The organism is Methylobacterium sp. FF17 (genome assembly GCF_025813715.1).
GTDB classification, from domain to species: domain Bacteria; phylum Pseudomonadota; class Alphaproteobacteria; order Rhizobiales; family Beijerinckiaceae; genus Methylobacterium; species Methylobacterium flocculans.
The window spans coordinates 3,683,764-3,709,604 of the sequence record NZ_CP107532.1 but is presented as its reverse complement, the minus strand read 5'-3'; the positions used below and the strand labels follow the sequence as shown (position 1 = coordinate 3,709,604).

32 protein-coding genes are annotated in these 25,841 nt (G+C 63.8%); 24 read left to right on the top strand and 8 right to left on the bottom strand.

Going from position 1 to position 25,841, the window contains the following annotated elements; translation table 11 throughout:
• The first annotated feature begins 3 nt into the window (after nucleotides 1-3).
• From OF380_RS17585 to OF380_RS17550, 8 genes are all read left to right on the top strand, one after another.
• On the top strand, nucleotides 4-183 hold the full coding sequence (locus OF380_RS17585; RefSeq protein ID WP_264046211.1) for a DNA-binding protein: 180 nt from the start codon (nucleotides 4-6) through the stop codon (nucleotides 181-183).
• Nucleotides 180-626, top strand: a complete 447-nt coding sequence (locus OF380_RS17580; RefSeq protein WP_264046210.1) for a hypothetical protein — start codon at nucleotides 180-182, stop codon at nucleotides 624-626. Before OF380_RS17585 ends, OF380_RS17580 begins: the two co-directional genes overlap by 4 nt.
• Nucleotides 623-874 (top strand): DUF6074 family protein, encoded by a 252-nt coding sequence (locus OF380_RS17575; protein ID WP_264046208.1) that lies wholly within the window; start codon nucleotides 623-625, stop codon nucleotides 872-874. The genes OF380_RS17580 and OF380_RS17575 overlap by 4 nt, the downstream gene beginning before the upstream one ends.
• A complete protein-coding gene (locus tag OF380_RS17570) occupies nucleotides 871-1,347 on the top strand; it encodes a helix-turn-helix domain-containing protein (RefSeq protein WP_264046206.1) in 477 nt (158 codons plus the stop codon). Before OF380_RS17575 ends, OF380_RS17570 begins: the two co-directional genes overlap by 4 nt.
• 261 nt (nucleotides 1,348-1,608) lie before the next feature.
• Nucleotides 1,609-1,875: a hypothetical protein gene (locus tag OF380_RS17565; RefSeq protein WP_264046204.1), complete on the top strand. Its 267-nt coding sequence runs from the start codon at nucleotides 1,609-1,611 to the stop codon at nucleotides 1,873-1,875.
• The gene (locus OF380_RS17560) at nucleotides 1,872-2,237 is read left to right on the top strand and encodes a hypothetical protein (protein WP_264046202.1); all 366 of its coding nucleotides are present in this window, start codon (nucleotides 1,872-1,874) and stop codon (nucleotides 2,235-2,237) included. Before OF380_RS17565 ends, OF380_RS17560 begins: the two co-directional genes overlap by 4 nt.
• Nucleotides 2,238-2,406: 169 nt before the next feature.
• Nucleotides 2,407-2,676: a hypothetical protein gene (locus OF380_RS17555; RefSeq protein ID WP_264046200.1), complete on the top strand. Its 270-nt coding sequence runs from the start codon at nucleotides 2,407-2,409 to the stop codon at nucleotides 2,674-2,676.
• Nucleotides 2,664-3,128, top strand: a complete 465-nt coding sequence (locus OF380_RS17550) for a hypothetical protein (protein WP_264046198.1) — start codon at nucleotides 2,664-2,666, stop codon at nucleotides 3,126-3,128. The genes OF380_RS17555 and OF380_RS17550 overlap by 13 nt, the downstream gene beginning before the upstream one ends.
• Before the next feature lie 515 nt (nucleotides 3,129-3,643).
• Here OF380_RS17550 and OF380_RS17545 read toward each other — a convergent pair.
• Nucleotides 3,644-5,737 carry an FG-GAP repeat domain-containing protein gene (locus tag OF380_RS17545; protein WP_264046197.1) on the bottom strand — a complete coding sequence of 698 codons (2,094 nt, stop codon included), beginning with the start codon at nucleotides 5,735-5,737 and terminating at the stop codon, nucleotides 3,644-3,646.
• Nucleotides 5,738-6,048: 311 nt separating this feature from the next.
• Nucleotides 6,049-6,411 (bottom strand): YybH family protein, encoded by a 363-nt coding sequence (locus OF380_RS17540; RefSeq protein ID WP_264046195.1) that lies wholly within the window; start codon nucleotides 6,409-6,411, stop codon nucleotides 6,049-6,051.
• A 389-nt stretch (nucleotides 6,412-6,800) separates the two neighbouring features.
• On the opposite strand from OF380_RS17540, the gene OF380_RS17535 reads away from it, so the two are divergent.
• The 8 genes from OF380_RS17535 to OF380_RS17500 all read left to right on the top strand — a co-directional run bounded on the left by OF380_RS17535 (nucleotide 6,801) and on the right by OF380_RS17500 (nucleotide 11,962).
• Nucleotides 6,801-7,223: a MerR family transcriptional regulator gene (locus OF380_RS17535; protein WP_318784173.1), complete on the top strand. Its 423-nt coding sequence runs from the start codon at nucleotides 6,801-6,803 to the stop codon at nucleotides 7,221-7,223.
• Nucleotides 7,216-7,446: a hypothetical protein gene (locus tag OF380_RS17530; protein WP_264046191.1), complete on the top strand. Its 231-nt coding sequence runs from the start codon at nucleotides 7,216-7,218 to the stop codon at nucleotides 7,444-7,446. Before OF380_RS17535 ends, OF380_RS17530 begins: the two co-directional genes overlap by 8 nt.
• A 206-nt stretch (nucleotides 7,447-7,652) precedes the next feature.
• Complete coding sequence (locus tag OF380_RS17525; RefSeq protein WP_264046189.1) at nucleotides 7,653-7,979, top strand: helix-turn-helix domain-containing protein; 327 nt, start codon at nucleotides 7,653-7,655, stop codon at nucleotides 7,977-7,979.
• A gap of 126 nt (nucleotides 7,980-8,105) precedes the next feature.
• Entirely contained in the window at nucleotides 8,106-8,324 is a 219-nt protein-coding gene (locus tag OF380_RS17520; RefSeq protein WP_264046187.1) for a hypothetical protein, read from the top strand.
• Nucleotide 8,325: 1 nt separating this feature from the next.
• Nucleotides 8,326-10,524, top strand: a complete 2,199-nt coding sequence (locus OF380_RS17515; RefSeq protein WP_264046184.1) for a hypothetical protein — start codon at nucleotides 8,326-8,328, stop codon at nucleotides 10,522-10,524.
• Between the two features lie 181 nt (nucleotides 10,525-10,705).
• Nucleotides 10,706-10,852 (top strand): hypothetical protein, encoded by a 147-nt coding sequence (locus OF380_RS17510; protein ID WP_264046183.1) that lies wholly within the window; start codon nucleotides 10,706-10,708, stop codon nucleotides 10,850-10,852.
• A 248-nt stretch (nucleotides 10,853-11,100) separates the two neighbouring features.
• Complete coding sequence (locus tag OF380_RS17505; protein WP_264046181.1) at nucleotides 11,101-11,379, top strand: hypothetical protein; 279 nt, start codon at nucleotides 11,101-11,103, stop codon at nucleotides 11,377-11,379.
• A 115-nt stretch (nucleotides 11,380-11,494) separates the two neighbouring features.
• Nucleotides 11,495-11,962 (top strand): MucR family transcriptional regulator, encoded by a 468-nt coding sequence (locus tag OF380_RS17500; RefSeq protein WP_264046180.1) that lies wholly within the window; start codon nucleotides 11,495-11,497, stop codon nucleotides 11,960-11,962.
• A 40-nt stretch (nucleotides 11,963-12,002) separates the two neighbouring features.
• Here OF380_RS17500 and OF380_RS17495 read toward each other — a convergent pair whose 3' ends face one another.
• Complete coding sequence (locus OF380_RS17495) at nucleotides 12,003-13,247, bottom strand: alpha/beta hydrolase (protein WP_264046178.1); 1,245 nt, start codon at nucleotides 13,245-13,247, stop codon at nucleotides 12,003-12,005.
• Between the two features lie 356 nt (nucleotides 13,248-13,603).
• Between OF380_RS17495 and OF380_RS17490 the strand changes: the two genes are divergently transcribed.
• From OF380_RS17490 to OF380_RS17480, 3 genes are all read left to right on the top strand, one after another.
• A complete protein-coding gene (locus OF380_RS17490) occupies nucleotides 13,604-14,890 on the top strand; it encodes an MFS transporter (RefSeq protein WP_264046176.1) in 1,287 nt (428 codons plus the stop codon).
• Between the two features lie 108 nt (nucleotides 14,891-14,998).
• Nucleotides 14,999-15,496 carry an HAD domain-containing protein gene (locus tag OF380_RS17485; protein WP_264046173.1) on the top strand — a complete coding sequence of 166 codons (498 nt, stop codon included), beginning with the start codon at nucleotides 14,999-15,001 and terminating at the stop codon, nucleotides 15,494-15,496.
• Between the two features lie 251 nt (nucleotides 15,497-15,747).
• Entirely contained in the window at nucleotides 15,748-16,485 is a 738-nt protein-coding gene (locus OF380_RS17480) for a hypothetical protein (protein ID WP_264046172.1), read from the top strand.
• 3 nt (nucleotides 16,486-16,488) lie between these two features.
• On the opposite strand, the gene OF380_RS17475 is transcribed toward OF380_RS17480, so the two are convergent.
• Nucleotides 16,489-17,172 (bottom strand): thermonuclease family protein, encoded by a 684-nt coding sequence (locus OF380_RS17475; RefSeq protein WP_264046170.1) that lies wholly within the window; start codon nucleotides 17,170-17,172, stop codon nucleotides 16,489-16,491.
• A gap of 280 nt (nucleotides 17,173-17,452) precedes the next feature.
• Nucleotides 17,453-17,791 carry a hypothetical protein gene (locus OF380_RS17470; RefSeq protein ID WP_264046168.1) on the bottom strand — a complete coding sequence of 113 codons (339 nt, stop codon included), beginning with the start codon at nucleotides 17,789-17,791 and terminating at the stop codon, nucleotides 17,453-17,455.
• Nucleotides 17,792-17,897: 106 nt separating this feature from the next.
• Here OF380_RS17470 and OF380_RS17465 point away from each other — a divergent pair, with 106 nt between their 5' ends.
• The 3 genes from OF380_RS17465 to OF380_RS17455 all read left to right on the top strand — a co-directional run bounded on the left by OF380_RS17465 (nucleotide 17,898) and on the right by OF380_RS17455 (nucleotide 20,545).
• A complete protein-coding gene (locus tag OF380_RS17465; RefSeq protein ID WP_264046166.1) occupies nucleotides 17,898-18,146 on the top strand; it encodes a DUF6894 family protein in 249 nt (82 codons plus the stop codon).
• 351 nt (nucleotides 18,147-18,497) lie between these two features.
• A complete protein-coding gene (locus tag OF380_RS17460) occupies nucleotides 18,498-19,616 on the top strand; it encodes a calcium-binding protein (RefSeq protein ID WP_264046165.1) in 1,119 nt (372 codons plus the stop codon).
• Nucleotides 19,617-20,275: 659 nt separating this feature from the next.
• Nucleotides 20,276-20,545 (top strand): hypothetical protein, encoded by a 270-nt coding sequence (locus OF380_RS17455; protein WP_264046164.1) that lies wholly within the window; start codon nucleotides 20,276-20,278, stop codon nucleotides 20,543-20,545.
• Between the two features lie 1,345 nt (nucleotides 20,546-21,890).
• On the opposite strand, the gene OF380_RS17445 is transcribed toward OF380_RS17455, so the two are convergent.
• The 3 genes from OF380_RS17445 to OF380_RS17435 are packed head-to-tail and all read right to left on the bottom strand — an operon-like array spanning nucleotide 21,891 to nucleotide 22,584.
• Nucleotides 21,891-22,100: a hypothetical protein gene (locus tag OF380_RS17445; RefSeq protein ID WP_264046162.1), complete on the bottom strand. Its 210-nt coding sequence runs from the start codon at nucleotides 22,098-22,100 to the stop codon at nucleotides 21,891-21,893.
• On the bottom strand, nucleotides 22,097-22,315 hold the full coding sequence (locus OF380_RS17440) for a hypothetical protein (RefSeq protein WP_264046161.1): 219 nt from the start codon (nucleotides 22,313-22,315) through the stop codon (nucleotides 22,097-22,099). The genes OF380_RS17445 and OF380_RS17440 overlap by 4 nt, the downstream gene beginning before the upstream one ends.
• A 2-nt stretch (nucleotides 22,316-22,317) precedes the next feature.
• Complete coding sequence (locus OF380_RS17435) at nucleotides 22,318-22,584, bottom strand: hypothetical protein (RefSeq protein ID WP_264046160.1); 267 nt, start codon at nucleotides 22,582-22,584, stop codon at nucleotides 22,318-22,320.
• Nucleotides 22,585-22,883: 299 nt separating this feature from the next.
• Between OF380_RS17435 and OF380_RS17430 the strand changes: the two genes are divergently transcribed.
• The gene (locus OF380_RS17430) at nucleotides 22,884-24,407 is read left to right on the top strand and encodes an ABC transporter substrate-binding protein (RefSeq protein ID WP_264046159.1); all 1,524 of its coding nucleotides are present in this window, start codon (nucleotides 22,884-22,886) and stop codon (nucleotides 24,405-24,407) included.
• Between the two features lie 7 nt (nucleotides 24,408-24,414).
• Nucleotides 24,415-25,809 (top strand): amidase, encoded by a 1,395-nt coding sequence (locus tag OF380_RS17425; RefSeq protein WP_264046158.1) that lies wholly within the window; start codon nucleotides 24,415-24,417, stop codon nucleotides 25,807-25,809.
• Nucleotides 25,810-25,841 lie beyond the last annotated feature (32 nt).

Here is a 25,841-nt window from a genome sequence, read left to right as displayed (position 1 = left end):
TTAATGAGCGGCGCTGATGCTATCGCCGAATTCATGTTCGGAGACTCGTCAGAGACGAACAAGCGCCGAGTCTATCACGCGAAGGACAAGCTCGGCGCGCCGATGTTCAAGCTGGGGGGCACTGTGTGCGCCCGGCGCTCCACGATCCTGGCGTGGATTGAGAGCCAGGAGCGGGCGGCATGACCGCTGACCTCCGCGAAGCGTTCCACACAGCCGCCGTGAAGTTATTAGGCTGGCGCCGAAGTAACGAACGCCAAGGCCAGTGGGGCGTGGTCTACTCGGAGACAGGCCGCCGCGAGTACGACCCGGAGCCAACTGTTTGCTTTTTCGGGCGCGACTATTCCCTGACTGAGATTTGCGACCTCGCTGGTGTGCTGGAAGGCGCCTTGCCTCCTCACATGCAGGCACTGTTCCTAATCCTTGATGATCACGTCGGTGAGCCAATACCTCGAACCTACCCTGAAGCCGTGGAAGCACTGAGTGGCTTTATCGAAGCCGAGGGCGACCTTCAGGAGCTATACCCACTGACCGATCTGCCCTTGGTGGAGAAGCTTCGTGCGGACTCGTTTCAAGCAGGCGCTGCGGCGGTTCTCGACCTCGCGACGATGAAGGCGGGCGCATCATGAGCGCGACAATCATTCCCTTTAGGTTTGCACGGCGCCTGCCGCAGATCCGCAAGACGGCTGCATACATGGTCTCGCTACCTCGCAACCACGCCGAGGGGCATCTCCGTGAACAGCTACGACGGCTTGAGGATGGGCTCCGTAAGAAGGGCGTCGCCGATGACATGATCCGGTCGGAGGTGGCGAGCTATCAGGGCGCTGTGCGTGCACATCTCTGGCGGCTGCTTCTAAGCCACGGGGGCGCCGCATGAAGCGCGACCAGAAGGGCAACTCGAACAAGGCGCCTCCTCACGTCCGGCTCTACGATTGGCTTCTGGCCAGCGAGGCATGGAAAGACCTAACGCCCCAAGCCCGCGCCCTCTACGTGCTGCTTAAGGCGCAGTACAAAGGCATGAACAACGGGCGCCTCGTCCTCTCAATTCGGCAGGTGTCGGAAGAGATGCACGTCAGCAAAACGACGGCGGCCGAGGCGTTCAAGGAACTCGTGGCCCACGGTTTTACCGAAGTGGTTATTCGCGGCAGCTTCGGCGGTCGCAAGGATGGTCGGGCCACAGAATGGCGGTTGACCGAATACCCCTGCGATGTGTCCGGTGAATTGCCGTCGAAGGCGTTCATGAGTTGGCGGCCGGGAAGCATTCTGACAGTCCGCCCTGAGGGACGGTCTGTCCCTCATACCGGACTGATAGGTACTCATAGCGGACCGTCAAAATCCTTGAGGGCTTGAACTGTCCCTCAGGGCGGACCGTGGAGGCCTCTTTTCGGAGTCTCACAGGTACTCAGGGCGGACACATCTAGTGTACCAGTACGGGAGCGGAGCGAGCGCTACGTCTCTTTGCCCTGCCTCCCATCAATCTTCGCATCTGAGATCGCTGGCCGTGACGCACGGCGAGTGAATGCTGGGCTGTGCCCATGAACCAGAGCGGCCGAGGAAGCCCGTGCAAGGGCCCCTCAGCCTCATCACCCCGAAACCTGCTGAGGAATGAAGATGACTGAAAGTGCTTATACCACGAAAGATGACCGGCCGGTAAAGAGCGGGCTTGATGCGCTGAGAGACGAAGCCAGCAACGCGCTAAACATGATGGAGCTTCTCGCGCGCTGGTATCGGCTCGTGATGACCGGCCGGAGCTTCAATCAGGGGGAATGCCCGCTGAATGAGGCTGAGCATGAGGTGCTGTCCTTCGGCCTGGAGGAGATGAGCATCCGCTCCACTCGCCTCTACGACATGGTCGCCAACCTGCGGGTCGCCCGATGAGCGCCCGGCACGCCCTCCCCCTCGATCCTGACGCTCACATGCGAGCGCTGTGCATCGAGCACTGTGAGCTGCGAGATCGTCTCACTGCCCTGCCGGACGATGACGCTCACCCTGATGTCGTCGCAACGCTGGCTCGTATGCAGGCGATATTCGATGAGTTGGTGAACACCCCGTCGCAGTCTCAGATCGGCGTGATGTGCAAGGCGCGGCTCCTGATGGAGGAGCGTAAGATCGACCTTGTTCGCTACCTCAATCGAGACCTGGATGATGAGGAGGCGCTGACGTTCAGCCTATGTGCCGACGTGCTTTGGTCCAACACACGCCTCTGGGAGACCATCCACACCGTGCAGGCCGCTCGATGACGCCGCACGAGCAAACCGACTGCGATAATTTCCTCGTGCGACTTCATCGATCACGCCAATACGGGAGGGCAGCTGCGTGACGCGCGAGGCTTGCGGCTTCAAAGTCGGCGTAAGCGGTGGCGGAACTCGCCGAGTGGTAGTCTCGGCGGTGAAAGCCGATGGGCGCCCCATGGTGCACGTGAAGACCCGTGATGGCGTGGGCCATGGCTCCAAAGCGGTAGACACCATCGACTTAAGCCTGACCCAGGCCGCCGCCCTGGCGGATGCGCTGAACGCCGCCATCAAGGCTGCAGGGAAAGATCCAATCATCGAGGAAGCCAAGGCGGCGGAAGCTGCCCGCCGGGCCGTCCAGCAGGCCCAGGATCAGGCGTGGGAGGCTGCCGCACCCCTACCCTCCAGACTTCAAAAGCCGCGAGGAAGCCTCACATGCCGCGACTGAGAAACTTCGATCCAAGCCTGACCCTGTTTGACCGGCAGGGGGAATTGCAGACCGCACAATTGCTCAAGATACAGGCCGTCATCGATAAGGAACGCCAATTCAAGGGCCGCCAGACGCACGGGATAGCCCATGTGCCCAGGAGCAGGCCGAGGAAGGATCTGGTCGAGCCCTCTGGCGTGCTGTCGTCTTCGGAAGATTGTGTTGGCGGCCACCCCGATCTCTTCGGAGCCCCCCGTGCCGCCCCGGCGGTGCAGGTCGCGCCCCCCTTCGGGTTGAGCACTGTCCTGCAAGCCTATCCCGATGGCCCCCTTACAGGTGACGTGCTCCAAGCCCTCAAGGCCGCGAAGCATGCCCGTTGCCGGGAATCGTGGGCCGATGTCGCTCGGGAGATGGGGATGAGCCGCCAGCACCTCGCGAACGCCAGGATGGGGGCGCTACGGCCTCAGCCCTGAGAATGCAGCGAAGCTGAAATCTTGGCTGCTATCCGCATGACGGTTTCCCCGATGAGGCTGGATCGCGACCGGTTCGCGAATTGCCAGGCCCTTGCAGACCGTGGCGCTACCCCAGGCGAGCGCGCGCCCGTGCGGGCAGCAGGGGCCCGGGTAGCGGCATCGGCCGGCATGACGCTTGATGTAGCTGCACGCTTTGTCGGTGCCGCCTTTAGCCTGCCTCTGCACACAGCATTGTGCCAGTATAGCCCGGCGTCCGGACCACCTTACCCCTATCGTCTCTGGCGCAAGCCACTTTCGAACCCGAGCCGAAGCCTGAGCCCGTCAGTCGCGGAAATGATGGCGCAGAAGGCTGCCGCGATAGCATCCGGCTCCGATACGACGCCATGTCTCAGTTCAGCACCTGTACGAGAAGGAGCTTGCCGAGCAGGAGAGGAGGTTCCGGTGGCATCTCATGGAGGGCTCACTTCCCCGGCCCCATCCACCTCGCCAGCTTCAGCGAAAGGGAGGACGCGTTTTCATTCCAGCAAGCCACCCGAGAGCTGGATAGCCAGGGAGAGGTCAGCGGCGTTACCAGATCCGTCTACAACCACCGCACCGTTGTATGCTATTGCGACCACCGCGAGGTCAGTTGGTGTCGCACCCAATGGGACCGTGTAGCGGAACGCGAGATGCGTCGAATCCGACAGCGCTCGATCATAGTGAGCCTGGGTCTCAAAATTTAGATCAAGTATGAAGTCGCTTGACTCCATAACAGACACGGCTTCATCGAGAGCCAGTACTGCTATCCCAGCCCGGACAGGGTCGACAGGCGTCTCTGCAAAACTAAATGTGACGGAGTTAACTGTTGGTGAAACCCCGTCAACGTGCAGCGTTCCGACCGGGTTCGTGAGCACTCTGGAGAAGTCGAGTTCGTTACCGGCTAATTCTTGGACGGTTGCGCCGTTGAACTCGAAGGCTGTCACGGCCAGGTCAGCGGCCTGATATCCCGGCTGTACGACGTGTCGGAAAACGAGATGAGTGGGGTCCGAGAGCGCGGTCACGTAGGTCGCAACGCCCCCGTCGTTGAGATTGAGAACGAATGGGTCGGCCCCGGGAGTTACGATCACCGGGTCCGAGACGCCGACCGCTAAATCCACAGCGTCTCCCGCGCGTAGAATGCCGTCATTCGCGTCGTAGGTAACGGTTCGAACGACGGGAGGTGCAGTCACTACCCGCAAGATACCATCCGGGTTGCTGACGACATTGTGCAGGTCGAGTTCGTTGCCTTGCGCGTCGGCTACGAACGCGCCGTTGAACTCGTACGCGTTGATTCGAAGGTCTGCCTCGCCCTGACCTGGCGGTACCGTGTAGCGGAAGACGAGGTGGCTTGAGTCAGACAGGCTCGATTCAAACACGGCGACGCCACCGGCGCTCATGTGCAGATTGAGCCCAGCCCCATTCTGGATCGTGACGGGCTCGGATAGTGTCACGGTGAGAAGGACGCTCTCGCCCGCCTTCAAGGTGCCATCGTTCGGGCCGTACTGCGTGTGGAAAACGAAGGGCCGCGGCTCGTCCCGACCCAGCAGGACGGAGACGGACGCAGCTCCGTAATCTGCCGAGACCAGGTCCGACTTTCCGTCACCGTTCAGGTCGCCCACATCCACCGCGATCGCGAACCGGCCAACCTCGAAGTCCCGACGTGGCTGGAACGTCCCATCACCATTCCCAGACAGGAGAGAGGTCTTTCCTGAAAAGAAGTCAGCCGTCAGAATATCGGCTCGGCTATCACCGTCCACGTCTACAACACTTACGTCGGTGGGCCATTCGCCTGTCACGTAACCTTGCGCTGACCCAAAGGACCCATCTCCGAGGCCGAGGATCACCGAGGCCGTGAATATCCCGTCACTATTTGCTATGTTGTTGACGGCCACAATGTCCGCGCGCCCGTCGCCGTTCACGTCCAACACGGCGGCTTCAGAAGGCCCGCTCGTTCCCTCCTGAGTGTCCGTGCGGATGAACTCACGCGCCCCGAACCGTCCGTCCCCAGCCCCCGGCAGCCACGAGAGGTTCACCCCGTCCGCACTCGTGACGATGAGGTCCGGCGTGCCGTCCCCGTTCAGATCGGCAAGGACCACTTGGCCCAAGCTGATACCGGTATAGTCCTGACGCGCGCCGAAGCTGCCGCTGCCTCCATTAAGGAAGACAGTCGCTCCAATCCGGTCTTGGTCTGTGGCGACGAGATCCACGTCGCCGTCGCTGTCGAGGTCGGCGGCCGCGACGGCACCCGCGGCACCAGCGGAAATGACTTGTGTTGGCCCGAACTGGCCCGCGCCGTTTCCGTACAGGACACCGACACCACGCCCGTAGAGGAGCCCGACTACGAGATCGAGGTTACCGTCCCCGTTCAGGTCCGCGATATCGACGTCGTAAGCGTCCGAGCCCGCTGTCGAATAGTTGGTGACGGGATCGAAGGAGCCGTCACCACGCCCGAGCAGGACTGAGACGCCGATGTTGCCGCTGTTCGCCGTGACGGCATCAAGGCGCCCATCTCCGTTAAGGTCGGCCAGCTTCAGGTCGTTTGGGAAAGACGCAGTCGCGAAGCTCCGCCTTGTACCGAATGAAAAGGCCAATCTTACCTCCCGCACAGTGTGCAATCTGGCTGTCCATACTGGCGGCGCTCGTGATCGAAAACAATTCGCCGCACGGGCGCCTATGATGGAGGTCGACCCGATCCATTCGCCGGATTATCTCCTGGTACGTGGTCACGAAGTAGAGCTTGCGCATGGCTGCCGAGCGTAGCGGACCTAAGCGCAGCTATCTCGTATTCTGCCCGTATTAAGGCGGCTGGGATGTCGGCGAATAGTAGACCGTTAATGATGAGCCGCTCTAATTGATTGGAGTAGCTGGGCCAAGTTGGCGGCCCAGCATAAAGGCGTACAATTTAGTTCCAAGTGTGGAGCAAGCTGCGCCAGCCGTCACCCTGCCGCTCAAGTACGTTGACCCAGTTTCCTCCGTAGCTTTGCGCCTGGCCGCCCTCCCCGGGGCCAGTCAGCTGCCAGAGGCCCGTAAGGATCAGGGTCTCCCCCTTCTCCGAGGCGTCCTGAACCGTGATTTTGTGATCCTTGAAGCCTTTTGCCTGCAGGTCCGCAAAGAAGTTGGCAATATCCTGGGAGCCTTGAACCGGTGAGCCTCCCGAGGGGAGCACTTTGCCATCGTCGGCGTAGAGCCTTCCGAGCGCGGCAGTGTCGCCCTTGTTGAAGGTCTGGTCCCAGAGATCAGCGATAGCCTGGCCTTGTGAGGTCATTTTCTCTCCATGAGCTGCTTGAGCGATTTCGAGCGCATATCAGCGTCGAGGCTGTCGAGATCTCGGCGCTGGCTCCCTCTCCTCACCGAAGAGGCGCGGTGTACCTAGCGTTCCGCTTTCCGAAGTGGATGCCCAATCGCGCTTCCGCTCACCCTTCAGCAGGTAGCCAGTCGATGACCAGCGTTGATGCCGTTCCCTCCGCGTCCGTTGCGCCATAGCTAGAAACTCACCCGAAAATTCGGGGGATTTCCCGTATGCGAAAAAAATCTTGAGGCAGGTCCGGCGCTATCCAGCGGCTCGGGCCTCATGGTGGTGGGCAACTTTTGCACGGGTCCTATCTATCGATCACCTTACGGTATTAGATTATGCCTATCATTCGGATGGTGGTCATGACGTTTCGAGGCATCGCCGACGTGGCCGAGGATCTGGACGTTGAGCAGCACGTGCTCCGGTTCTGGGAGACCCGGTTCCCGCAGGTGCGCCCCATGCGGCGGAACGGTCGCCGATACTACCGACCCGAGGACGTGGCTTTGTTAAAGGGGGTCCGCGAGCTACTCCACGTCCAACGCCTCAGCATCGAGGGCGCGCAGCGAGTACTCCGTACCAAGGGCATCACCTTCGTCTGCGCGGTGGGCCGGGGGGAGGCCACCGCCCTCGATCCCCTTGATGCTCCGGACAGGATCGCCCTGGCTGATCTCTCGCTGGAGCAGAGGGACGCTCTGTCGTCGGCGTTGGCCGATCCGGTTGCTTGCCGCGCTCTCGCTGATCGGTGCCTCGCTCAGGCTCAGGGCGGAGGAGCTCGCCATGCCTGACCAGATCGTCGGCGAGGTGCGGAAGTCAGCCCGCGAGAGCATCCGAGTGGTGCTACGGGAGAAGCGTGGGGATCTCGGTCTCGATTTGCGCATCGCCGCCGCCAATGGCCGTGGCATGATGTTTGAGACAGCCAAGGGGCTTCGAGTACCGGTGGCGCAGATCGGCGCGCTCATCGAAGCCTTACAGGAAGCACAGCGCCGCGCCGGGGCGGTCAAAGGGTAATGGCCCATCATCGGGATCGGCTCGGCCTGGACTGATCTCTTCACGTCAAGAGACGGTGGATCGCCTATTACGAGCCGCTTGATCCGAGACAACATTTCACGCTACGTTCTCGTGTCGAAGCCGGCCTGAGCCGGTCCACGACATGCCATAGGCGCCTTCGGGCGCGCGGGCCTCCCTGATCCGGTCATCCGGTGGAGCCCCTGCGCATGTTAAACGACACCCTCAAGAAGCCCGGTCGTCAGAGCACCATCGCCAGGCATCCCCGGCGCCATGAGATCGAGTTGGCCTGTGCCGCCGGTCTCAGCCTGAGGGACGTTGCCGAGCACTTTGGTGTCACCCGAGCCAGCGTAGACCGCTACTGGCACGCCCTCCCCCAGGACGAACGCACCTATCTCACCACCATGGCGCAGGAACTGGAGGAGCATCAGGCTTCGCTCCGGCGCGTGTTCGCGTCCGCCATGGCCAGGGCCCGCTCCAGCCCGGTGCTGATGCCAGGACGTGGGCGGGAGCAGGGGCACGCCCATGCAGCCTGATGCATGCCTGACCTTCTCCTGCCGCCGAAGGGGTGGGGGGGCTCGATTAACGATCGATCGTTCGGTGTCGCGACCGGATGTGTTCGTCGAAAACCGCTGGTTCCGCGCGAGAAAATCTGGGGCCGCATGACAGATCCAGACCTCACGATCAGCGAAGCAGCGCGGGACCACGTCCGGGAGACGGTCGCGTCTTGGCGTGGCGATAACCGCGACCTCGCCCTGGCTCTGACGGCCATGGGCCATTCCCTCCTCCTGATCCTCGACGGTCGGACGGATCATATCGCGCTCTACGAGCAGGCCGCCCGCTCGGTGGTCCTCATTGCCCAGCCCCAGGGGACCGACTGACATGTCCGAGCCGCTCGTCATCCAATTCGCCGCGGACACGTCGCGCGCCACCAGCGCGATGCAGAGCCTCGCCGCGTCGATCGCCGGCAACATGGCGTCGGCCGGCGTGGCCCTCTCGGGTCTGGCCGCCAACTCGAACGCGACCGGTAACTCGCTCGGGGCCCTGCAGCAGAACCTCACCCGCGCCGCCACCGCCCTCGGCAACGACGTCAAGAACATCGCGACGGCGACCGCCAACGCAGCTACCGCTGAGAAGGCGACGCTGGAAGGCGTGGTTCGCAGCTTCACGGCTGCCGCTGCCGGATCGCAGACGGCTTCGGCCACGGTCCAGGCTGGCGTCACAGGCACCAGCACGGCCATCAGCACCCTGGCCTCACAGATCCCGACCCTGCGCACGCTGCTGGGCGTGTTTATCGCCTTCGAGGCCGCCAAGCTGATCTTCACCAGCGTGTCCGCTTCGATCGAGGCAGCGCGCGAGCACATCGCGGGCTTCGTGAAGATCGGCAAGGAGGCCGAGCGGGCCGGCGTCGGACCGGAATTCTTCCAGCGCGTCACGGTCGGCGCGGAGAAGTACGGGCTCACGGTCGAACAGGCCACGCAGGCTCTGACCCGGTTTCGCGATGCCTCGAATGTGAAGCTGGGCGAGGGCAAGGGAGCGAAGAACACCTCTCAGCTTGGGGACTCGCTGCAGCAAGACGTGCTGGCCGGCAACATCACCGCCGGGGACCGGCAGTCAGTCGTCGGAGCAAAGGGCACCGAGGCGCAATTCCGGGCGCTCCTGGACATCATCCAGAAGCTCAAGGATGCGGGCAAGGATCTCGTTGCATTTGACCTTGCCGGCAAGTTCATCTCGCCAGAGTTCGAGAAGCAGCTTCGCAGCGGGCAAGATGCTGTTACCAAGCTGAAGGCGACAATCAACTCCACTTCGACCACGGTCGCTGGCATCAGGATCATCGATCCGGCCGAAGTCGAGCGCGCAAATCAGCTTGATCTCAAGGCCAAGGATCTCTCCAACACCTTGGCTTCGGCACTGGCGCCGATCCAGAAGGACATTTCCAGTTCCGTCATCGACACCTATGATACTTATCTAAGGGTAGCAACGGCGATAGCCGGAGTGGTTAAAGTCGCAAGTAATCTTTACGTCACCGTGCGCGACACCTTGAACTTGGTGGACAAGTTCGCAACCAAGATCCCGGTCATCGGACAGATCTTCGACCTCGGCAAAGACCCGTTCAGCGACCTTCGGATCGCCGCTCAGAAGCTTGGATTTCTGCCGAAGGACGGCGCCGCGCCGGGTACGCCATCCGTTACGATGGGCGAGATCGAGGTGCGCGGCAGGAATCGGGGGAATCCTCGGCCGGGGGTGACCACTCGCGCCCCGAGGGGCGGCGGGGACACCGAAAGCCTCGATGCCGTCGAGACCCTCATCAACCAGATCGAAAAGGCGCGGGACACCGCCAAGGCCGAACTCGAGAATGTCGCGAAGACCAACGTGGAGCGCGAGCGGGCCGTCGCTTTGGCCAAAGCCGAGGCCGCAGCGCGTGAGGAGTTTCAGAAGGGGAAGCGGTCCACGCCTGGCCTGGACGACGACGAGCGCACCCGGGTGCAGGACGCCGCCGGCCAGATGCAGAAGTACCGGGACGCGACTCGTGATGCAGAGCAGGCGCTGCGGCAGAGCGCAGAAGCGGCCCGCTACTTCGGTGATGCCGCTTCGAACGGTCTGGCCGACGCGATTCTGGAGGGGAAATCCTTCAGTAGCGTGTTGAACGATATCTCAAAGCAGGTTTTCCGTGTCGGGCTTCAGGGCTTCCTGACAGGCCAGGGGCCGTTGGCTGGGCTGCTGGGCACTGCGCCGAAGGCAAGCTCTGGCGACACCGTGGGCGGCATAGCCGGGCTGGCCAACAGCCTGTTCGGCGGCTTCAAGGCCAACGGCGGTCCCGTCGAGGCCGGCCGCGCCTACACCGTGGGAGAGGCGGGCCGAGAGATGTTCGTCCCGAACCAGAACGGCCAGATCGTGCCGATCGGCAAGGGCGGTAGCGGCTCCTCCGGTCCTGTGATCCGTATGGGCGACATCAACATCAGCGCCCCGGGGGCTGACCGCGAGGGGCTGATGCAGCTTCGGTCCTACGTGGATGCAGCACGCCGCGAGGATCGCCGGCTCATCGGACAATCACTGGCCAGCTGGAAGGAGAACAACTGACAGTCGTGGGCTTCTCGGCGACCGTCGACCCGCAACCAGGGGACGTGGGCGTGATCCATCTCGGCGACGGCTTCGCCTTCGCGATTCGGGCGCGCGTGGGATGGGCCAGCAAGTCCCTCTCGGGTCTCGGATGCGGCCCATTCCGTCACGTGGTCGCTTGGACCATTGAGTAGGAGGCACCATGCAACTTGCGGTGAAGCACACCCTTGAGGTGTTGACGCCTAAGGGCGGTGAACTCGGCCCCGACTCGATCATGATGCCAATTCGTGAGGGCGAGACCTCCGTCATGGGTGAAACCGTCGCCGGTTTCCTGGCGCGTGCTGGCTAGCGCTTTGACCTGCCCCCCATCTGCCTCATCAACGGGGAATGCTACGCGCGCGCCGAGTGGCCGACACGGGCCCTCGCGGTCAACGACAACGTGGAGTTCGTCAGCCGGCCGCTCGGTAGCGGGTCCGGCGGCTCGACCGCCAAGAGCATCGGCAGCGTCGTTGCCCTGATCGCGTTGACGGCCCTGGCGCCCGGTCTCGGATCGGCCGCGGCCGGCTCCGTCCTGTTCGGCGGCGTTAGGGCCACTCGATGACCTACGCGCTCCACCGCCTCGAGCCTAGCAGCTACGATCTCGTCCTCGGCGGTGCGGTCGTCGGCAGTGTGGTGCGGGAGATACGCGACGGCATCGGCGACGACATCTGGCATGCCGAGTTGCTGGACGACCCCGCGCCCGAGAAGCGCCCGCCGTCGTTCAGCAGGATCGATCACACGTTCGGCTCGCTGCAGGCTGTCGTCGCATGGCTCCAGCAAATCAAAGTGACCGACAACATACGTAACTTTTGGGCGCAAACATTAGGCAATAATTGATAACAATTTTAGTGTAAATCCGGGATGTATCGCGTACGATTATGGTTTGTTGATTTGCTTACGGTGAAAATATGCTTCTTTCTCGAAGAATGTTACTCCGAGAGTGTAATGTGCCATGTCTGAAAACACCGAAACCCGAACGACCGACTTCCTGGGCCCGACCGGCGACATCGTCGCTGCGTACGTGTCGAACAATTCCATTCGCCCGGCCGATCTGCTGGACTTGATCCGTACCATCCACGCTGCTCTGAACGGGCTTGCCAGCGGCAGCACGCAAGCGCCCGCAGAAGCCCAGGTCGAGAAGCCGACGGCGGCGCAGGTCCGCAAGTCAGTTCACCCGGACAGCATCGTCAGCTTCCTGGACGGCAAGACCTACAAGACGCTGAAGCGCCACCTCGGCGTGCACGGCCTTGATGCGCAGGACTACCGCCAGCGCTTCGGCCTGCCGGCCGACTATCCGATGGTCGCGTCAGCCTACGCAGCGAGACGATCCGAGCTCGCGAAGGCGACAGGTCTCGGCCGGACCGTCAATCGCGGCGGGGACGCGCAGCCCCGGGGCAAGGGCCGCGAAAGGGCCGCTTGACCTGCACGGGGCGACGCCGGTGGTGGTGCGGATCGACAAGTCACCGACCGCCTGCAACCGCACGCATTGGCGCACCGGCCAGATCGACCGTCGAGCCGATAGTGTCCTTGAAGCCGTTGCCGACGCTCGAGAGGTGCTCGCCGTAGGTCTCGCGCGTCTGTGGATCGATGATGGCAACCGGAGCGGCCACGGCTAGCGCGGCACCGGTTGCAACCGTCGAGGCGGCACTAGCGGCGGTGCTGACCAGCCGGTCACCGATGCCGATCTGCCCGTCCGAGATCGGCTGTCCGTCAGCAAGCCGCTTACCCAGCAAAGCGACCACGTCGCCCGAGGCGAACTTGCCGTGGTTCAGCGGATCGTCGCCCTTCACCGTCGACAGGTTCAGGACACCGATGTTCTGCCGCGCGAGCTCTGACCGGTATGGCTCGACCGTCGGATCGATGGCACCGAGCCGTACGCTATCGCCCCAAACCAGTCGGGAGACCGCCAGGGCTTGGTCGTCACCGGACACCATCAGCGTCAGACGCGGCCTATCTGGTCCCATGTCGTGGAATGCCGCCCGTGCAAGGTCCATGTCGACGTCCGGAGCGGCCAGGATGACGTTGCGAATTTTGGGGGCAACACGCCGATCGCGGATGGCCATCTGGCGCAAGCTTTCTAGCGTCAGCCAGTTGCCCATGGAGTGAGCGAGCACCGTGACCTCACCGACGTTCGGGTCTCGAGCGAGGTCGCGCAGCAGGGTCTCCAGTCCGTTGCGCGAGAAGTTCGTGCTCTCCCGATCGTAGCCGTAGGCCAGCACAGAGCCGCGCGAGGGCCAGGTGAACAGCACTGGTGCGACCTCGGCGCCGGCGTCGTGGACGATTTGCGCGAAGCGGAAAACGGCGTCCTCGAACTTATTGTTGAAGCCGTGCAGGAACACGAGGACGTGGCGCTTGGCCCCTCGCCGGCCGGTGCGACCCGTCCATTCCGCGACCTTCGCACGCTCGACCGGTTCGGCGCGTAGCGCCACGAAATCGGTGGCTGGGTTGCCCGGCAGTGACTTCGGCCACTGCACGGAGCCGGGCTGGCGCGTTGCATCAGGCGGGATCGAGACGGCGAGGTGCGTGTAGGTCACGGCATCGCCGCGCTCGCCCGAGAACAGCACACCGCGGTCGGTCGCCGCCTTGCGCGTCGTCGCGACCAGCATGTCGACGCGGGACGTGCCCGGTGATTGCTGGGTGTCGGCGATGGGCAGCAGCACGCCGGTCGGGCGCCCGGCGCAGGCGGTGAGCGTCGAGAGCGCCATGGCCGTGAGCGGCAGCCGCCAGCTTCTTGAGAACTTTCGGACCACCAGCCACCGATCACTTTCCCGAACCCTCGCCAGGAGCGGCGACCGGATCACGCTCGCTCGGGATGACGACGACTTGTGTACAAGTTGGGGCGTGTCCGGCGGTTGTGTGGCAAATGATGAAGCCGTGTCGGCCAGGCAACGAGCGAACGGCTCCGAGGACGTGTCCTCTTGGCCGAGAGCCTAAGACACGGATGCGGTCGCGCCTGCGGAGGCATGACCATCGCCGACAGCCTGGGCTAAGAAGCGGTTCGGCAGCGGCCGGATGAGATCGGCCAGAAAGGCGCCGCGGGGCGTGCTCAAGGACCGAACTGATGCGCCACGGGCCGCCAAGTCTTAACTCGTCGGGCTGGCGGTTCAGCCTCTTCACGCTCCTCTACCTCTACCAAGGCATCGTGGCCGGCTTCGCACTGACGGCCCTTGCCAACCACTTCGCCGCCGCCGGCGTCTCTACGGCGGATGTTGGCCGCCACCTTGCGATCGTCGGCTTGCCTTGGGTACTGCAACCGCTGCTTTGGGGCCCGGTGATCGATCGGGAGACCCCCTATCGCATGGGGCCGCGCCGCCACTGGCTCGTTCTCGCGCTGGCCTGCGCGCAGGCGTGTCTCGCCGGCCTGCTCCTCCTCGGCGCCACCCCGAGCCTGACGGCAGTCAGCGCTGTACTCTTCCTGCACAGCCTTGCCGCCTCCCTCGCCGACACCGCCACGGACCGGATGATTGCTGGCACCGTGCCAGCCGACGAGTTGGGACGCACCAGCGCCGGAACGCGGGCGGGTTTCGTGATCGGCAGTGCAGCTGGGACCGCGATCTTTGCCTGGCTCCTTGCGGCGCAAGGCCTGCCCGCCGCGGCCGGACTACTTCTAGCGCTGACCACGCCGCTTGCCCTGATGCCCGTCCTCGTGCGCGAGGCTCCGGATGACCGGCTCCTCTCCCTGCACGGGGCCACCGCGGCACGGCCCTCAGGCCGTGGGCTGATGGCGGAGACTGTCGCTTTCGCCCGGGGGCTTCTGACGGCGTTCCGATCGCGCGACGCAGCGATCCTGCTGGCGATGTGCTTTGCCATCGATTTCGGGCTCGCCCTGTTTCAGGTGCCTTTTGCCGTAGCGCTGGTGCAGGTCCACGGCTGGGACGCAAGCGACCTCTCGCGCCTCCAGGCCGGGCTCGCGCTCCTGGGCGGGACCCTCGGCGCGGCGGGTCTCGGTGCTGCCGTCGACCGCATCGGGCCACGTCGTGCCCTGCGCGGTCTTCTCGTCGCCTGCGCGTTGGCATTCGGTGCAGCAGGGTTGCTGATCGGTGCTGGGTTGGAGGCCTCAGCAGGCCCCATCATTCTGGGGCTAGCGAGCGTCGTACCGGCCCTGCTCTACGTCGCCCTGCTGCCGACCGTGCTGCTGGCGAGCCGCGCGGGACGTGCATCGGCGACGCAGTTCCAAGTCTATATGGCGGCGATGAACCTCGGCGACGTCGCCGGCTCGGCGCTGGCCGGTGCGCTAGCCGCGCTCACGGCACCGGCACTAGTTGCCCTCGGCGTCGCGGCTGTGTTCCTCGTCTGCACGTGCGCTGCGCCGGCGCCGGGGCAACGACCGGACCCGGTAAGTAGATAGGCGCCGACCGTCGATCGAACCGGAACACCATGCTGGACGGATGGCGCAGTGCCCTGTAGCCGTGCGCCGGCGGATGCCGGGGGTCCGCACGGGACGGAGTTCGGCTTCTTGAACGGGCATGAAGGCGCGCGGCGACTGACGATCTACCTCGACGTGGACGGCGTCGTGACGACGGTCGGCTATCAGCGGCAAGCGGGCAAGGACAAGCTGAACCCCGCCCAGGTCGCCCGTGTCGCCGCACTGGTCCGGGAGTTCGACGCACGGGTGGTGGTCTCGTCGACATGGCGCGTCGCCGATTGCCGTCCGACCCTTGTCGAAGCCGGCCTGCCGGAGAACTGCTTCCACCACGATTGGCATACGGCCATCCTACCAACGAGCCGCGACCCCGAAACAGGCGGAATGCTGCCTGCCGAGCGGGCCGGGCGTGGGGAAGAGATCGCCGAACACGTGATCCGGAACCGCATCGCGGAGTATCTCATCCTCGACGACGTCGAGGTCGGTCCCGCCCATACGGGCCGGCACGTCCAGCCCGATGCGGAGCGGGGCCTATGCGACGCAGATAGCGTTCTGGCGCGAACCCTCCTGGCTCAGGCGAAAGCAGCCTGACGGATCATGCGACCGGACGGCTCAGGCCATTTGTTCGCCGGTTTACGCTTCGGTAGCACTTGAACTTTCCGAGGCCTCGCGTCATGGGATGACAGTGGTGTGACGGTCTCGTCCCGCTGCTCCCGACATCGACACGGTCATCCGACCTTCGCCGGACCTGCCCGTCCGGCCTGCTTTCATGGCGTGGCATCTCTGTCGCGCCAGAGGGCGCGTCGCGTCGGACTTTCGATCGGCAGGAAGGAGTGACTGCGATGTTGGGATTTCTGTACCGAAACCGTGTCGTTAGCCCCTCCCTCGCCACCTTGGGCATCGTCGAGCGCTCGGCCGCCAATGCTCACGCCTCGCTGATCGCCACTGGTTGGGCCGAGATCGGTTACGGCTATCATGGCACCGTCCACGCACACCCGCAGCATCCGGACGTCGTCGTGCGCCTGGCACGCAAGGCCGACGGCTTCGGCGATTATGCGGCCCTTCTACGTAAGGGGTTCGCGGGCTCCGACGGGCCACACGCTCCGCGCGTCCACGACCTGTCCGTCAGCCGCTGCGGTGCTTTGATGACGGTCGGCTCGCGGCTGACCAACCCGACGCCAGGGACGTGGTGGCTGCCCTACGCCCACGCCGTTCTTGCAGACCAGGCTGGCGTTACGATGGACGAGGGCGTGCGCGAGCGGTTCAAGGTGGAATGGCCCGCATACGAGCCTTGGGTTGATCACCCGAGCTTCGACGGAATTCGCGAGAATTTCAGAGCCGCATGGCCAGGCTACGAGGCGTTCGTGGCCACCCTCAGGGCCGCAGCTCCGCGGGCTCTCGATCCGAACATCGGCAATGTGCTGGTCGGCCAGGACGGCAGCCCCGTAGTCAACGATCCACTCTGCGACGACGGGTTCGGCCTGTGGCGCTCGCCACTCTCGCGATTGGTGACCCAATTTGTGCACGTCCTTCGTCGCTGGGTCAGTGTGCCCCTCGGTCGAGCGCCTGCAGCCGCCTGATCCTCACCCCCGCGCGGCCCGCCAGCCAGCGGCCTTCGCCTCGTCCTCGGAGCAGAACATGCGTTCGCCGGCGCGGTCGTTGACGCGGGTGCGCTCGTAGTCCCGCGAGCCCGGCACATGGTAGATCCGTTCGCCACCGGCTGAGATGTTGCCCTTGATCGTGCAGCCGCTCGGCTTGGTGGGAGCCGTGACGACCTCAGGCCGTGAGTGCTCGCCACCAGCGCGCTTCTCCCGGCGCCAGTCTGACGGGTCCTGGAACGTGCCAGCCCAGATGCCGTGCCGCAGCGCCTTCGCCGTCATCTCGGTGTTCACGTAGTCCTCGGCGTAGCGTCGGTAGGCGATCGCGTGCCCCTGGCGGACCATCCAGGCGTTCAGATCTTCGGCGTCGGCGCGACACACGGCTACGACGCGTCCGTACCGATCTGTCTCTCGTGGATCGCAGGTGACGGCGCGCTTGCCGATGTGGTCGGCCAGAGCCAGTGCCGCCGTCTGGCCGCAGCGGTAGTCCTTGCCGGCCGCGTCCTTGCAGGTCTGCCCGCTCTCGGGAGCGTCGACACCATGAAGGCGGATGCGGGTTCCGCGGACGTCGAGCGTGTCGCCGTCGATGACCGAGGCCCGGCCTACAATCGGATCAGCGAGGGCTGGCGTGGCGAGGAGTAGGACTAGGAGGCAGGGCCAAGAGCGCATGCCAACCCTCTATCACGCCTGCACCTGCTACGCGGGTCTTTGTCGCTTACGGTAGGATGAACACCGTTGAAGGACCTGATCCCGCACGCGGTAGCTTTCGTGGCGGGGCGTGCCGTGCCGTGCCAGTCTACGCCTGCAACCTCGTGCACCAGTACCTATAGCCGCTCTGGCGCGACGGGAGGGGGGCCGGTTTCGGGTGGAGGGACGCCGTTCTAACCACTCTCGGACCTACCCATGCCGATCAGGCGCGCCCAGCGCAAGCTGCGGCAGATTTCCATTTTCACGAGCCCGAACCAGACCTTTTCAACGTCGTAATGCGAGCCTTGGCTATTTTACTTGGCCGCGCTTGTCTGGCGTGAGCGATTGAGCCGGTCCGGTGCATGTCGCCGTAGTAGTCATTGCCGGTGGACCCGAAGGAGCCACCAGAAACTACGCCCGGCGCATCGGGGATGCCCGCGATAAAATCCAAAGGGCCGGCTGAGGCTCCGGAGGCGAACAGCAGGAAGGCGGCAACGAGTGTGTAGCGCATCGCTTGAGGGTAGCCGATGGTGCTGCACAGCGCATTAACGGTGGCCAACGTGAGCAAAACGATCGCGCGACCCTCACCCGCCCAGAGCATTCCGAGGCGGGTCCTTCGTGCGACACATTCGCCTACGTCGAAACCAACGACTGGATAGGGGAGTAGTGCCGACGGCGCTGAGCCAAGCAGACACTTGGAGAGAGTTTTGTCGGAGCGCTTCTACTTCGATCTCACCAACGGGCTATCGACCATCCGCGATGAAGTGGGCGTCTCGGCAATAGATCTTGATGACGCAATTCATCAGGCTGGCGAAGCTCTTGCGGAAATGCGAGAGGACAACGAGCTCGCCAACGATGCAGACCAATGGATGATGATCATCCGCAACGCGTCAGGGAAGACCGTCAGGGTGTTGCCTGTGATCCCGCGTGATCCCGCGGCGGCAATGGCTTCGTAGGTCGTTCATGCTTGGCGCGATCAGTGGCCCGTAACCGCCGATCACCTGCCGCAGCGATCGCCCCGTCCGAACCCGTACCAACGAGCAGCCTCAGGCAAGCGACGATGACCACCCTGCCGACGGCTTCCGGGTGCAGCATCCCCGCCATACGGAAGCCACACCTCACTCGCCCAGCTCCGGCCGTGGCGGGTTTTTTTGTTTTGAGGTGTGCTCCAATTGAACAAGCCAGCCTGATCATGGTTCTCGGTAAGCCGCAGCTGCTGAGACGAAGCTCACTCAGAGCAAGAAACGCATGCACTCAGCGATTTGCGACCTAAATACTTCGATTTTTGAAGAAGTGGAGTGAGCGCAATGGCTACCATTACCGGCACGAACGGCAACGACCAGCTCACCGGTACGAATGCCGATGACATCATCCTTGGGCTTCTCGGCAACGACACCATCTCCGATCCCGGCGGCTTTAACCGGATCGACGGCCAGGACGGCAATGATACGATCACAGGTGGGGTCAATCTCGACTTCATCGCCGGTGGACTAGGTGACGATTTGATCCGTGGCGGCGATGGAGCTGACCAGATCATCGGCGAAGCAGGTAACGACACCATCTACACCGATGCGGGTGACGACTATGCTGCCGGAAATCCCGGTGATGACATCCTTTACGGTGCGGCCGGGAATGACTTCCTTGTCGGCGAAGCTGGGCGGGATCAGGTGTACGGCGAGGCCGGCAATGACTTCGTTGCAGGCGGTGATGACGACGACTTGATAGATGGTGGAGACGGCGACGACCTCGTCGATGGCGATGCCGGCAATGATACCCTGCTCGGCGGCGCCGGCACCGACCTGGTGTTCGGCGACTACGGCGATGACCGGATGTCGGGCGGTTCCGGCGTCAACACCCTCGATGGCGCGGTTGGATACGACACCGCGAGCTTCCAGTTCCAGTTCGGCTCCGCTGGAGCGATCACCTCAGCGGGCTCTCTCGCGGTGATTGCGGGCGCGGACAGCCTCGATACGGTGAAGAACACCGAGGTATTCGAGTTCCAGGACAAGACCATCGTCCAGGCGGATGGTCACGCCGGCGTGGACGATCTCTTCTACCTCAGCCGAAACGGAGATGTCTTCTCGGCCGGCCTCGACGCGGATGCGCACTTCGCCGAATACGGATGGCGTGAGGGCCGCGATCCGAACGCCTTCTTCGACACGAAGGGTTACCTCGCCGCGTACGGCGATGTCGCCTCGGCAGGCATCGACCCCCTCGAGCACTACCTGACCTACGGCTGGAAGGAGGGACGCGATCCCTCCGCGAACTTCGATACCAAGGCGTATCTGGCGCAGAACGGGGACGTCGCCGCCGCCGGGCTCAACCCACTTCAGCATTTCCTCGAATACGGTGCCGGCGAGGGCCGCCAGGCCTTGGCAGGCGACGGTGTCTTCGCCCAGGCGTCGGGTATCGGCATCTACGTCTAACTGTCAGCAGCCGACGCCGCCATTATGGCTTAAGCTTTAGACAACGCAGCCGGCGAGCTCTAGCGGCGTTTCCCAACTGATCAGCGCACCGGCCTAGTTGGCAGCCACAACCTTCACCCGCCCGGCTCCGGCCGTGGCGGGTTTTTTCGTCCCTACTGAAACTTTCCCTGTCCGCCGATCGTACCGCGCCTCGACCGCGCGAGAGCGCTGAGGGGAAAACGTATTGACGGTTCACACGCTTCGGAAGATCGAGGAAGGACATCGCTCGGTTCGGTCATATCGCGCCATCACCCGGCACACAGATGGCCGCATAATCCACGTGCGAGACCTCCAAGCAGCCAGCGACGCAGAGGCGCTTGCGATCGTCACCGCCAGAGGCTCCGATTTTCGCATGGACCTGTGGAGCACTGACGGGCTCGTAAGGCGATTCGGATTGGTTTCCGGGTAGTCCGGAACAACCACTCCCACCCCACTCTTATCGTGATATCCCATGGCGGGAACGACCCGAACCTCACCTGCCCGGAGCAATCCGCGGCGGGCTTTTTGTTCAGATCGCCCGGGTGGTGCGTCACCGGCCATTCGCAACTCTGGGTGCTGCGCCGGCTTATCGTAGTCTGTATGGCCGGCAGCGAACCAGGCGGCCCTATGAAAGTGCCACTGTGAAATCTCTCCTGCTCGCCGGCGCCGCCCTCCTCGCTGGCGCATCTGCCTTTGCTCAGAATGGCTCACCCCGTCAGCCGGGAACCACGGGCACCGTGATCCAGAATCAGCCCAACACCACTGGCAACGACCGCGATGTGGTTATCTCACGCGGCGTGACCGGTGCTGATACGGTCACCACTGACTCTGCTGCCGGTGGAAACGCGAATCAGCCCTCTCGTGCCATTCCGAACGGCAGCGCCGGCGGTGGCAGCGGCGGCAGCAATTAACAGGCGCCAAGCTCCGTACGGAACCGGCGGGTAACACTCTGGTTACCGCTTTGCCTGACGTAATCGACTTGAGCCCGCCCGGAGAAATCCGTGGCGGGTTTTTCGTCGGGGGAACAGGTCTCCTCAGTTGCGGTTAGCGCGGCATCTCTTAAGCCAGGTGAACGCAATGAAAACCCGAACCCTCCTGGCGGGCGCGAGTGCGCTCGCAACGCTGATAATCGTGCCTGCCGTGGCGCAGGGCTTGTCCCCATACGAGGGCCGGCGCGGCATCATCATGCAGAACCAGCCCAACACCACTGGCAACAGTCGGGACGTCGTAATCTCTTATGGGGCCACCGGTGCTGACACTGTGACCACTAACTCAGCTGCGGGTGGCAATGCAGCTCGACCCGAACAGGCTTTTCCCAACGGCAGCGCTGGTGGCGGCCCAAGCGGTCGCTAAGCGAGCCCTCTGCCGGAGTTTCGATAGACGGCAGCCGCTCCTTGGATTCTCATCCGCCCGGCTCACGCCGTGGCGGGTTATCTCTGGCTGTTGCTGAATTGTTGCTGCGAATCGCCTCAGAAGCGTATCAAGTCGAACGCGCTGAGGCCTGCGCCCGATCAATCGTAAGGTCTCACCATAAACCCGCCCAGCACGCTGCTGCGGCGGGTTTTCTCGTGTTGGACCTCGGGCCGCTCCGGAGAAGGAAGCTCCGCCACCAGTGGCTAGGCTTTCGCCCAGCGTTGCTCTAACTTCTTGACCCATCCCGATTAGGTCCGCCCGGAACAATCCGAGGGGCCCTTCCGTGCAAAGACGTACATTCCTTAAGGTTCGGGAAAGGAAGGCCGCATACTCAAATGCTATCTGCTAGCCAATCAGCGCCCCCGCCTAGCTGGCAGATCAACCTTCACCCGCCCGGCTTCGGCCGTGGCGGGTTCTTCAATTTCCTATCATCCGGCTTGGGGGCAGCGATTCGAGTTGCACGCCCAGCGCTTATCTTCCTCGGATGAAAAGCCGCTGCTGCGGACTGTATCTTCCGTTGGATGCAGTTAGCTCATCTAGCTCTGAGTTCGGCTGAAGCTCCCCAGGAGGATAGACGCTAATGGGACAAAGCTTTTTGCAGACAATCTGACTATCGAATGAGTTCGTGCAGACATTTCGTGCCGTCCCATTGACGCAGGCGCAGATGCAGTGCGCACTCGCCCGCGCGGGGAGCATGGTCGCAGCTGCCACGAAGATCAGCGTACATGCACGCAGTGATTTCAACACGTTTTCACCCTTCGTTGAGGCCTCCACGCGAGGTGACAACGACAACGATGCGAATGACAGCGTTTACGTTCATATTTGCTACAAGCTCGACCGCCGTCATGGCGCGCTAGGCTTCTTCGTTCGCGGCGGCTCAACGCGGCGCTTGATCTCAGCCAGCATCTTCTCAGGCGACGAGGGCATGGCTGATCCCTCTATCTGAATAGCTACGTCGACCAAAATCCTTTCAAATGCGCGTTCGGAGATGCCGCGCCTCTTTGCTGCGGCTTCTAGCTCCGTGAGTTCTGCCGCCTGCTGCTCGAAGGTCACGCGTCATTCCCGCATGCGTCTTCGTCCGACGCGCCTTCTGTCCCATGGTCGCCTTGGCGCGCCACCTTGTCGTCGATGAGGTTCGTGAGAAACGAGATCATACCGAGTAGCTCGACCTTGCCCTCTGGAGAGGCGCCGAGGTCCGCAACCAGCTGCCGGGCGGTGATTTGGGCATCCTTCAGTGCCTGAAGGTAGCCAGCCTCGTAACTGGTCATTGTCACGCCTTCTCCGGAAGCGCCAGCAGGATCGCCGTGCGCACGTCCGCGCGGCGCAGGTGCTCGGTGGCGTCCTTATTGGCGACCGTCAACTTTGCCCGCTCGTGGCTGCTCACGGCCGCGACCACGTCAATCCGATAGCCGTCGCCGAATAAGAAAGCCCCCGTGGTAAAGTCTGCCATGAAGGCGTTGACCGCGCCTACCACGTCCGCCTCAGGGAACGCTTCCGGCTTGTAGAGCTCCCTGGTTGTCCGATTCAACTCGACCATTCCGCATCGATAGTACGCCTGATTGCGTGCCCGTACGAAGCCTTTCGGGACTGGTGGGCGTGGAGGTGTGGGCCGTCATGATGGCATGCGGCATGCCTGGGTCGTCTCGAGACCGCGCGGCGAGCTTCCAACCTTGCCAGTCGTCCTGAAGGCTTCGGTGTTCACCATCCAGACCACACTCCACCATGCATCGAACTGATCGACCGAAAGGCTGTTGCACGATGATGAGCCGAAAGCTGGCGGCGTTGAGTGTTGTGGTGCTGGGGAGTTGCACGTCCGTAGCGCAGGCCGAAAGCCAGTTGCGCATCGCTATGACGGCCACCGACATTCCCACCACCACGGGCATGCCGAACAATGGCTTCGAGGGCCTGCGCTTCCTCGGCTACCCGGTCTTCGAGCCGCTGGTGCAATGGGACCTCACGCGCAGCGACCGGCCAGCCACCCTCAAGCCGGGATTGGCCGAGCGCTGGGAGCAGATGCCGGACGACAAGCGGACTTGGCTCTTCCACCTACGCGACGGCGTCGTGTTCCACGACGGCACGGCTTTCAACGCCGATGCAGTGCTGTGGAACCTCGACCGCTACTTCAAGGCAGATAGCCCCCAGTACGAGGTTGCGGCCGCCGGCATCACCAAGACGCGGGTGCCGATTATCGCCAGCTATCGCAAGGTCGATGATCGCACGGTCGCGGTCACGACGACCGTCGCGGCCTCGTACTTCCCCTACATGATGGTCTACCTGCTGTTCACCGCACCATCTTCGTTCGAGAAGGGCGGGCGCAACTGGGCCGGGACCGCGATGCTGCCGGCGGCCGGGACGGGACCGTTCCGCATCACCCGGGTCAGCCCTCGAGAGGCCGTCGATCTCGCGCGGTTCGACGGCTACTGGGATGCCGCCCGCCGGGCGAAAGTCGACCGCATCAGGCTGATGCCGATCCCGGAGGCGAATGCCCGGATCGCCGCCCTGCGCTCTGGGCAGGTCGACTGGATCGAGGTGCCGGCCGCCGACGGGATTCCCTCGCTCAAGGCCGCGGGCTTCACCGTCACCACCGGCTCTTACCCACATGTCTGGCCGTGGTTTTACAACATCGGCGCCAAGGACAGCCCGTTCCGCGACGTACGGGTCCGGCAGGCGCTGAACTACTGCGTGGACCGCGACTCCATCGTGAGCTTCCTCAACGGCACCGCCGAGCCGGCGGTCGGCTGGCTCAAGCCGGACGATCCGAGCTTCGGCGCGCCGCAGAACCGCTACGGCTTCGATCCGGAGAAAGGCCGGAAGCTCCTGGCCGAGGCCGGGTACGGACCTAAGAAGCCGTTGGCCTTCCCGGTGATGATCTCGACCTCGGGCTCGGGCCAGATGCTGCCGCTGCCGATGAACGAGTTCCTGCAGGAGAACCTCAAGCAATCCTGCGGCGTCGAGGTCAGCTTCAACGTCGTGGAGTGGCAGGTGCTTCTCAACGCCACCCGCGCTCTACCGGATGCTGCAAGCATCTCCGGCGCCATGGCGCTCAACGTGAGTTCGCCGTCCTCGGATGCCGGCGTGATGGCCCGCTATTTCTCCTCCGACCGCTTTCCGCCGAGCGGCTTCAACTTCCCCAACTGGCGAGACGAGACGTTCGACGCCGCGCTCAAGCGCCTGTCGGATTCGGCTGATCCGGCGGTGATCGCCGAGGCGACCCGCACCGCCCACGCGCGACTCGTGGATGACCCGCCTTGGCTCTACGTCGTGCACGACCGTAATCCGCGCGCGATGTCATCACGGGTGAAGGGCTTCGTGCCGGCCCAATCCTGGTTCCTCGACCTGTCCCTCGTCAGCGTTCAGTAGGCTTTCCATGTCCGACCCGACCCATCTCGAAGCCCTCTCTCTCGCCGAGGCGATCGCCGCCCGCCGCCTGTCGCCTGTGGAGGCCATCGAGGCGCATCTTGCCCGCATCGCTGCCCAGGAGCCGAAGCTGCAGGCCTTCACGGAGGTCTATGCGGACGATGCTCGTCTCGCCGCCGAGGGGGCCGACCGGGCAATCCGCTCCGGTCACGCTGTCGGACCCCTGCACGGGGTGCCGGTGGTGCTCAAGGACCTGATCGACCTCGCCGGCCGGATCACCATGGGAGGCTCGGCCGCTCATCGGGCTCGCCGCGCGAGTGCCACGGCGACCATCGCCCAGAGGCTGATCGGGCAAGGGATGATCGTGCTGGGCAAGACGCACACCGTGGAGTTCGCCTATGGCGGGTGGGGCACCAATCAGCATCTCGGCACACCCTGGAACCCTTGGGACCTCGCGGTGGCACGAACGCCCGGTGGATCGAGCAGCGGCACTGGCGTCGCTGTCGCCGCCCGCTTGGCACCCTGGGGCATCGGAACTGATACGGGTGGGTCCGTCCGGCTACCGGCCTCCTTCTGCGGGCTCACTGGGCTCAAGGTGACGGTCGGGCGCGTCAGCACCCACGGGATCGTACCCTTGAGCGCCACCCTCGACACGCCGGGGCCACTCGGCCGCTCGGTCGCCGACGTGGCGATGCTTTATTGCGCCATCTCGGGACCTGATACCCTCGACCCGTCCACCCGCGGGATCGACCCGGTCGATCCCCTACCCGGTCTGAGACGCGGCGTTCGCGGACTGCGCCTCGCGCGCATGCCGAGGGTGGAGCGGGAGGGAGTCTCACCCGAGATGCTCAGCGCCTACGACGTGGCCCTCGAACGGTTCGAGTGCCTCGGCGCAGAAATCGAGGACATCGTCCTGCCGTTCCGCTTCGCCGATCTCATGACGGCCCAAGCCAGCACCGTGACCAATGCTGAAGCCTACCACGTCAACGGCCACCTCGCTGAGGACCCGGCCTCTCCCCTCGGCGACGCCGTGCGTGCCCGCATCCTGGCCGGCGCGACCGTGACCGCGCAGGACTACCTCCAGACCCAGCGCCTTCGCCGCGATCTACAGCGACAGTTCCTAGCGGCGATGGAGGGGTTCGATGCCCTGCTGACGCCGTCCACTGAGACGGCGGCCATTCCTCTGTCCGAGGTTGACGAAGGTCACCTGCCCTCCCGCTTCACGCGTTTCGGGAACCTGCTCGATCTGTGTGCGCTCGCCTTACCGAGTGGCTTCACTGAGACCGGGCTGCCGCTGTCGCTCCAGATCACCTGCCGAGGCTACGACGAGGCGATGGCCCTACGCGTGGGATACGCGTTTCAGGCGGTTACGGAGTGGCACCTGCAGGCACCTCCTGACCATTGATGAACTTTTGCGTGGCGGCAGGGGGGGGGCTT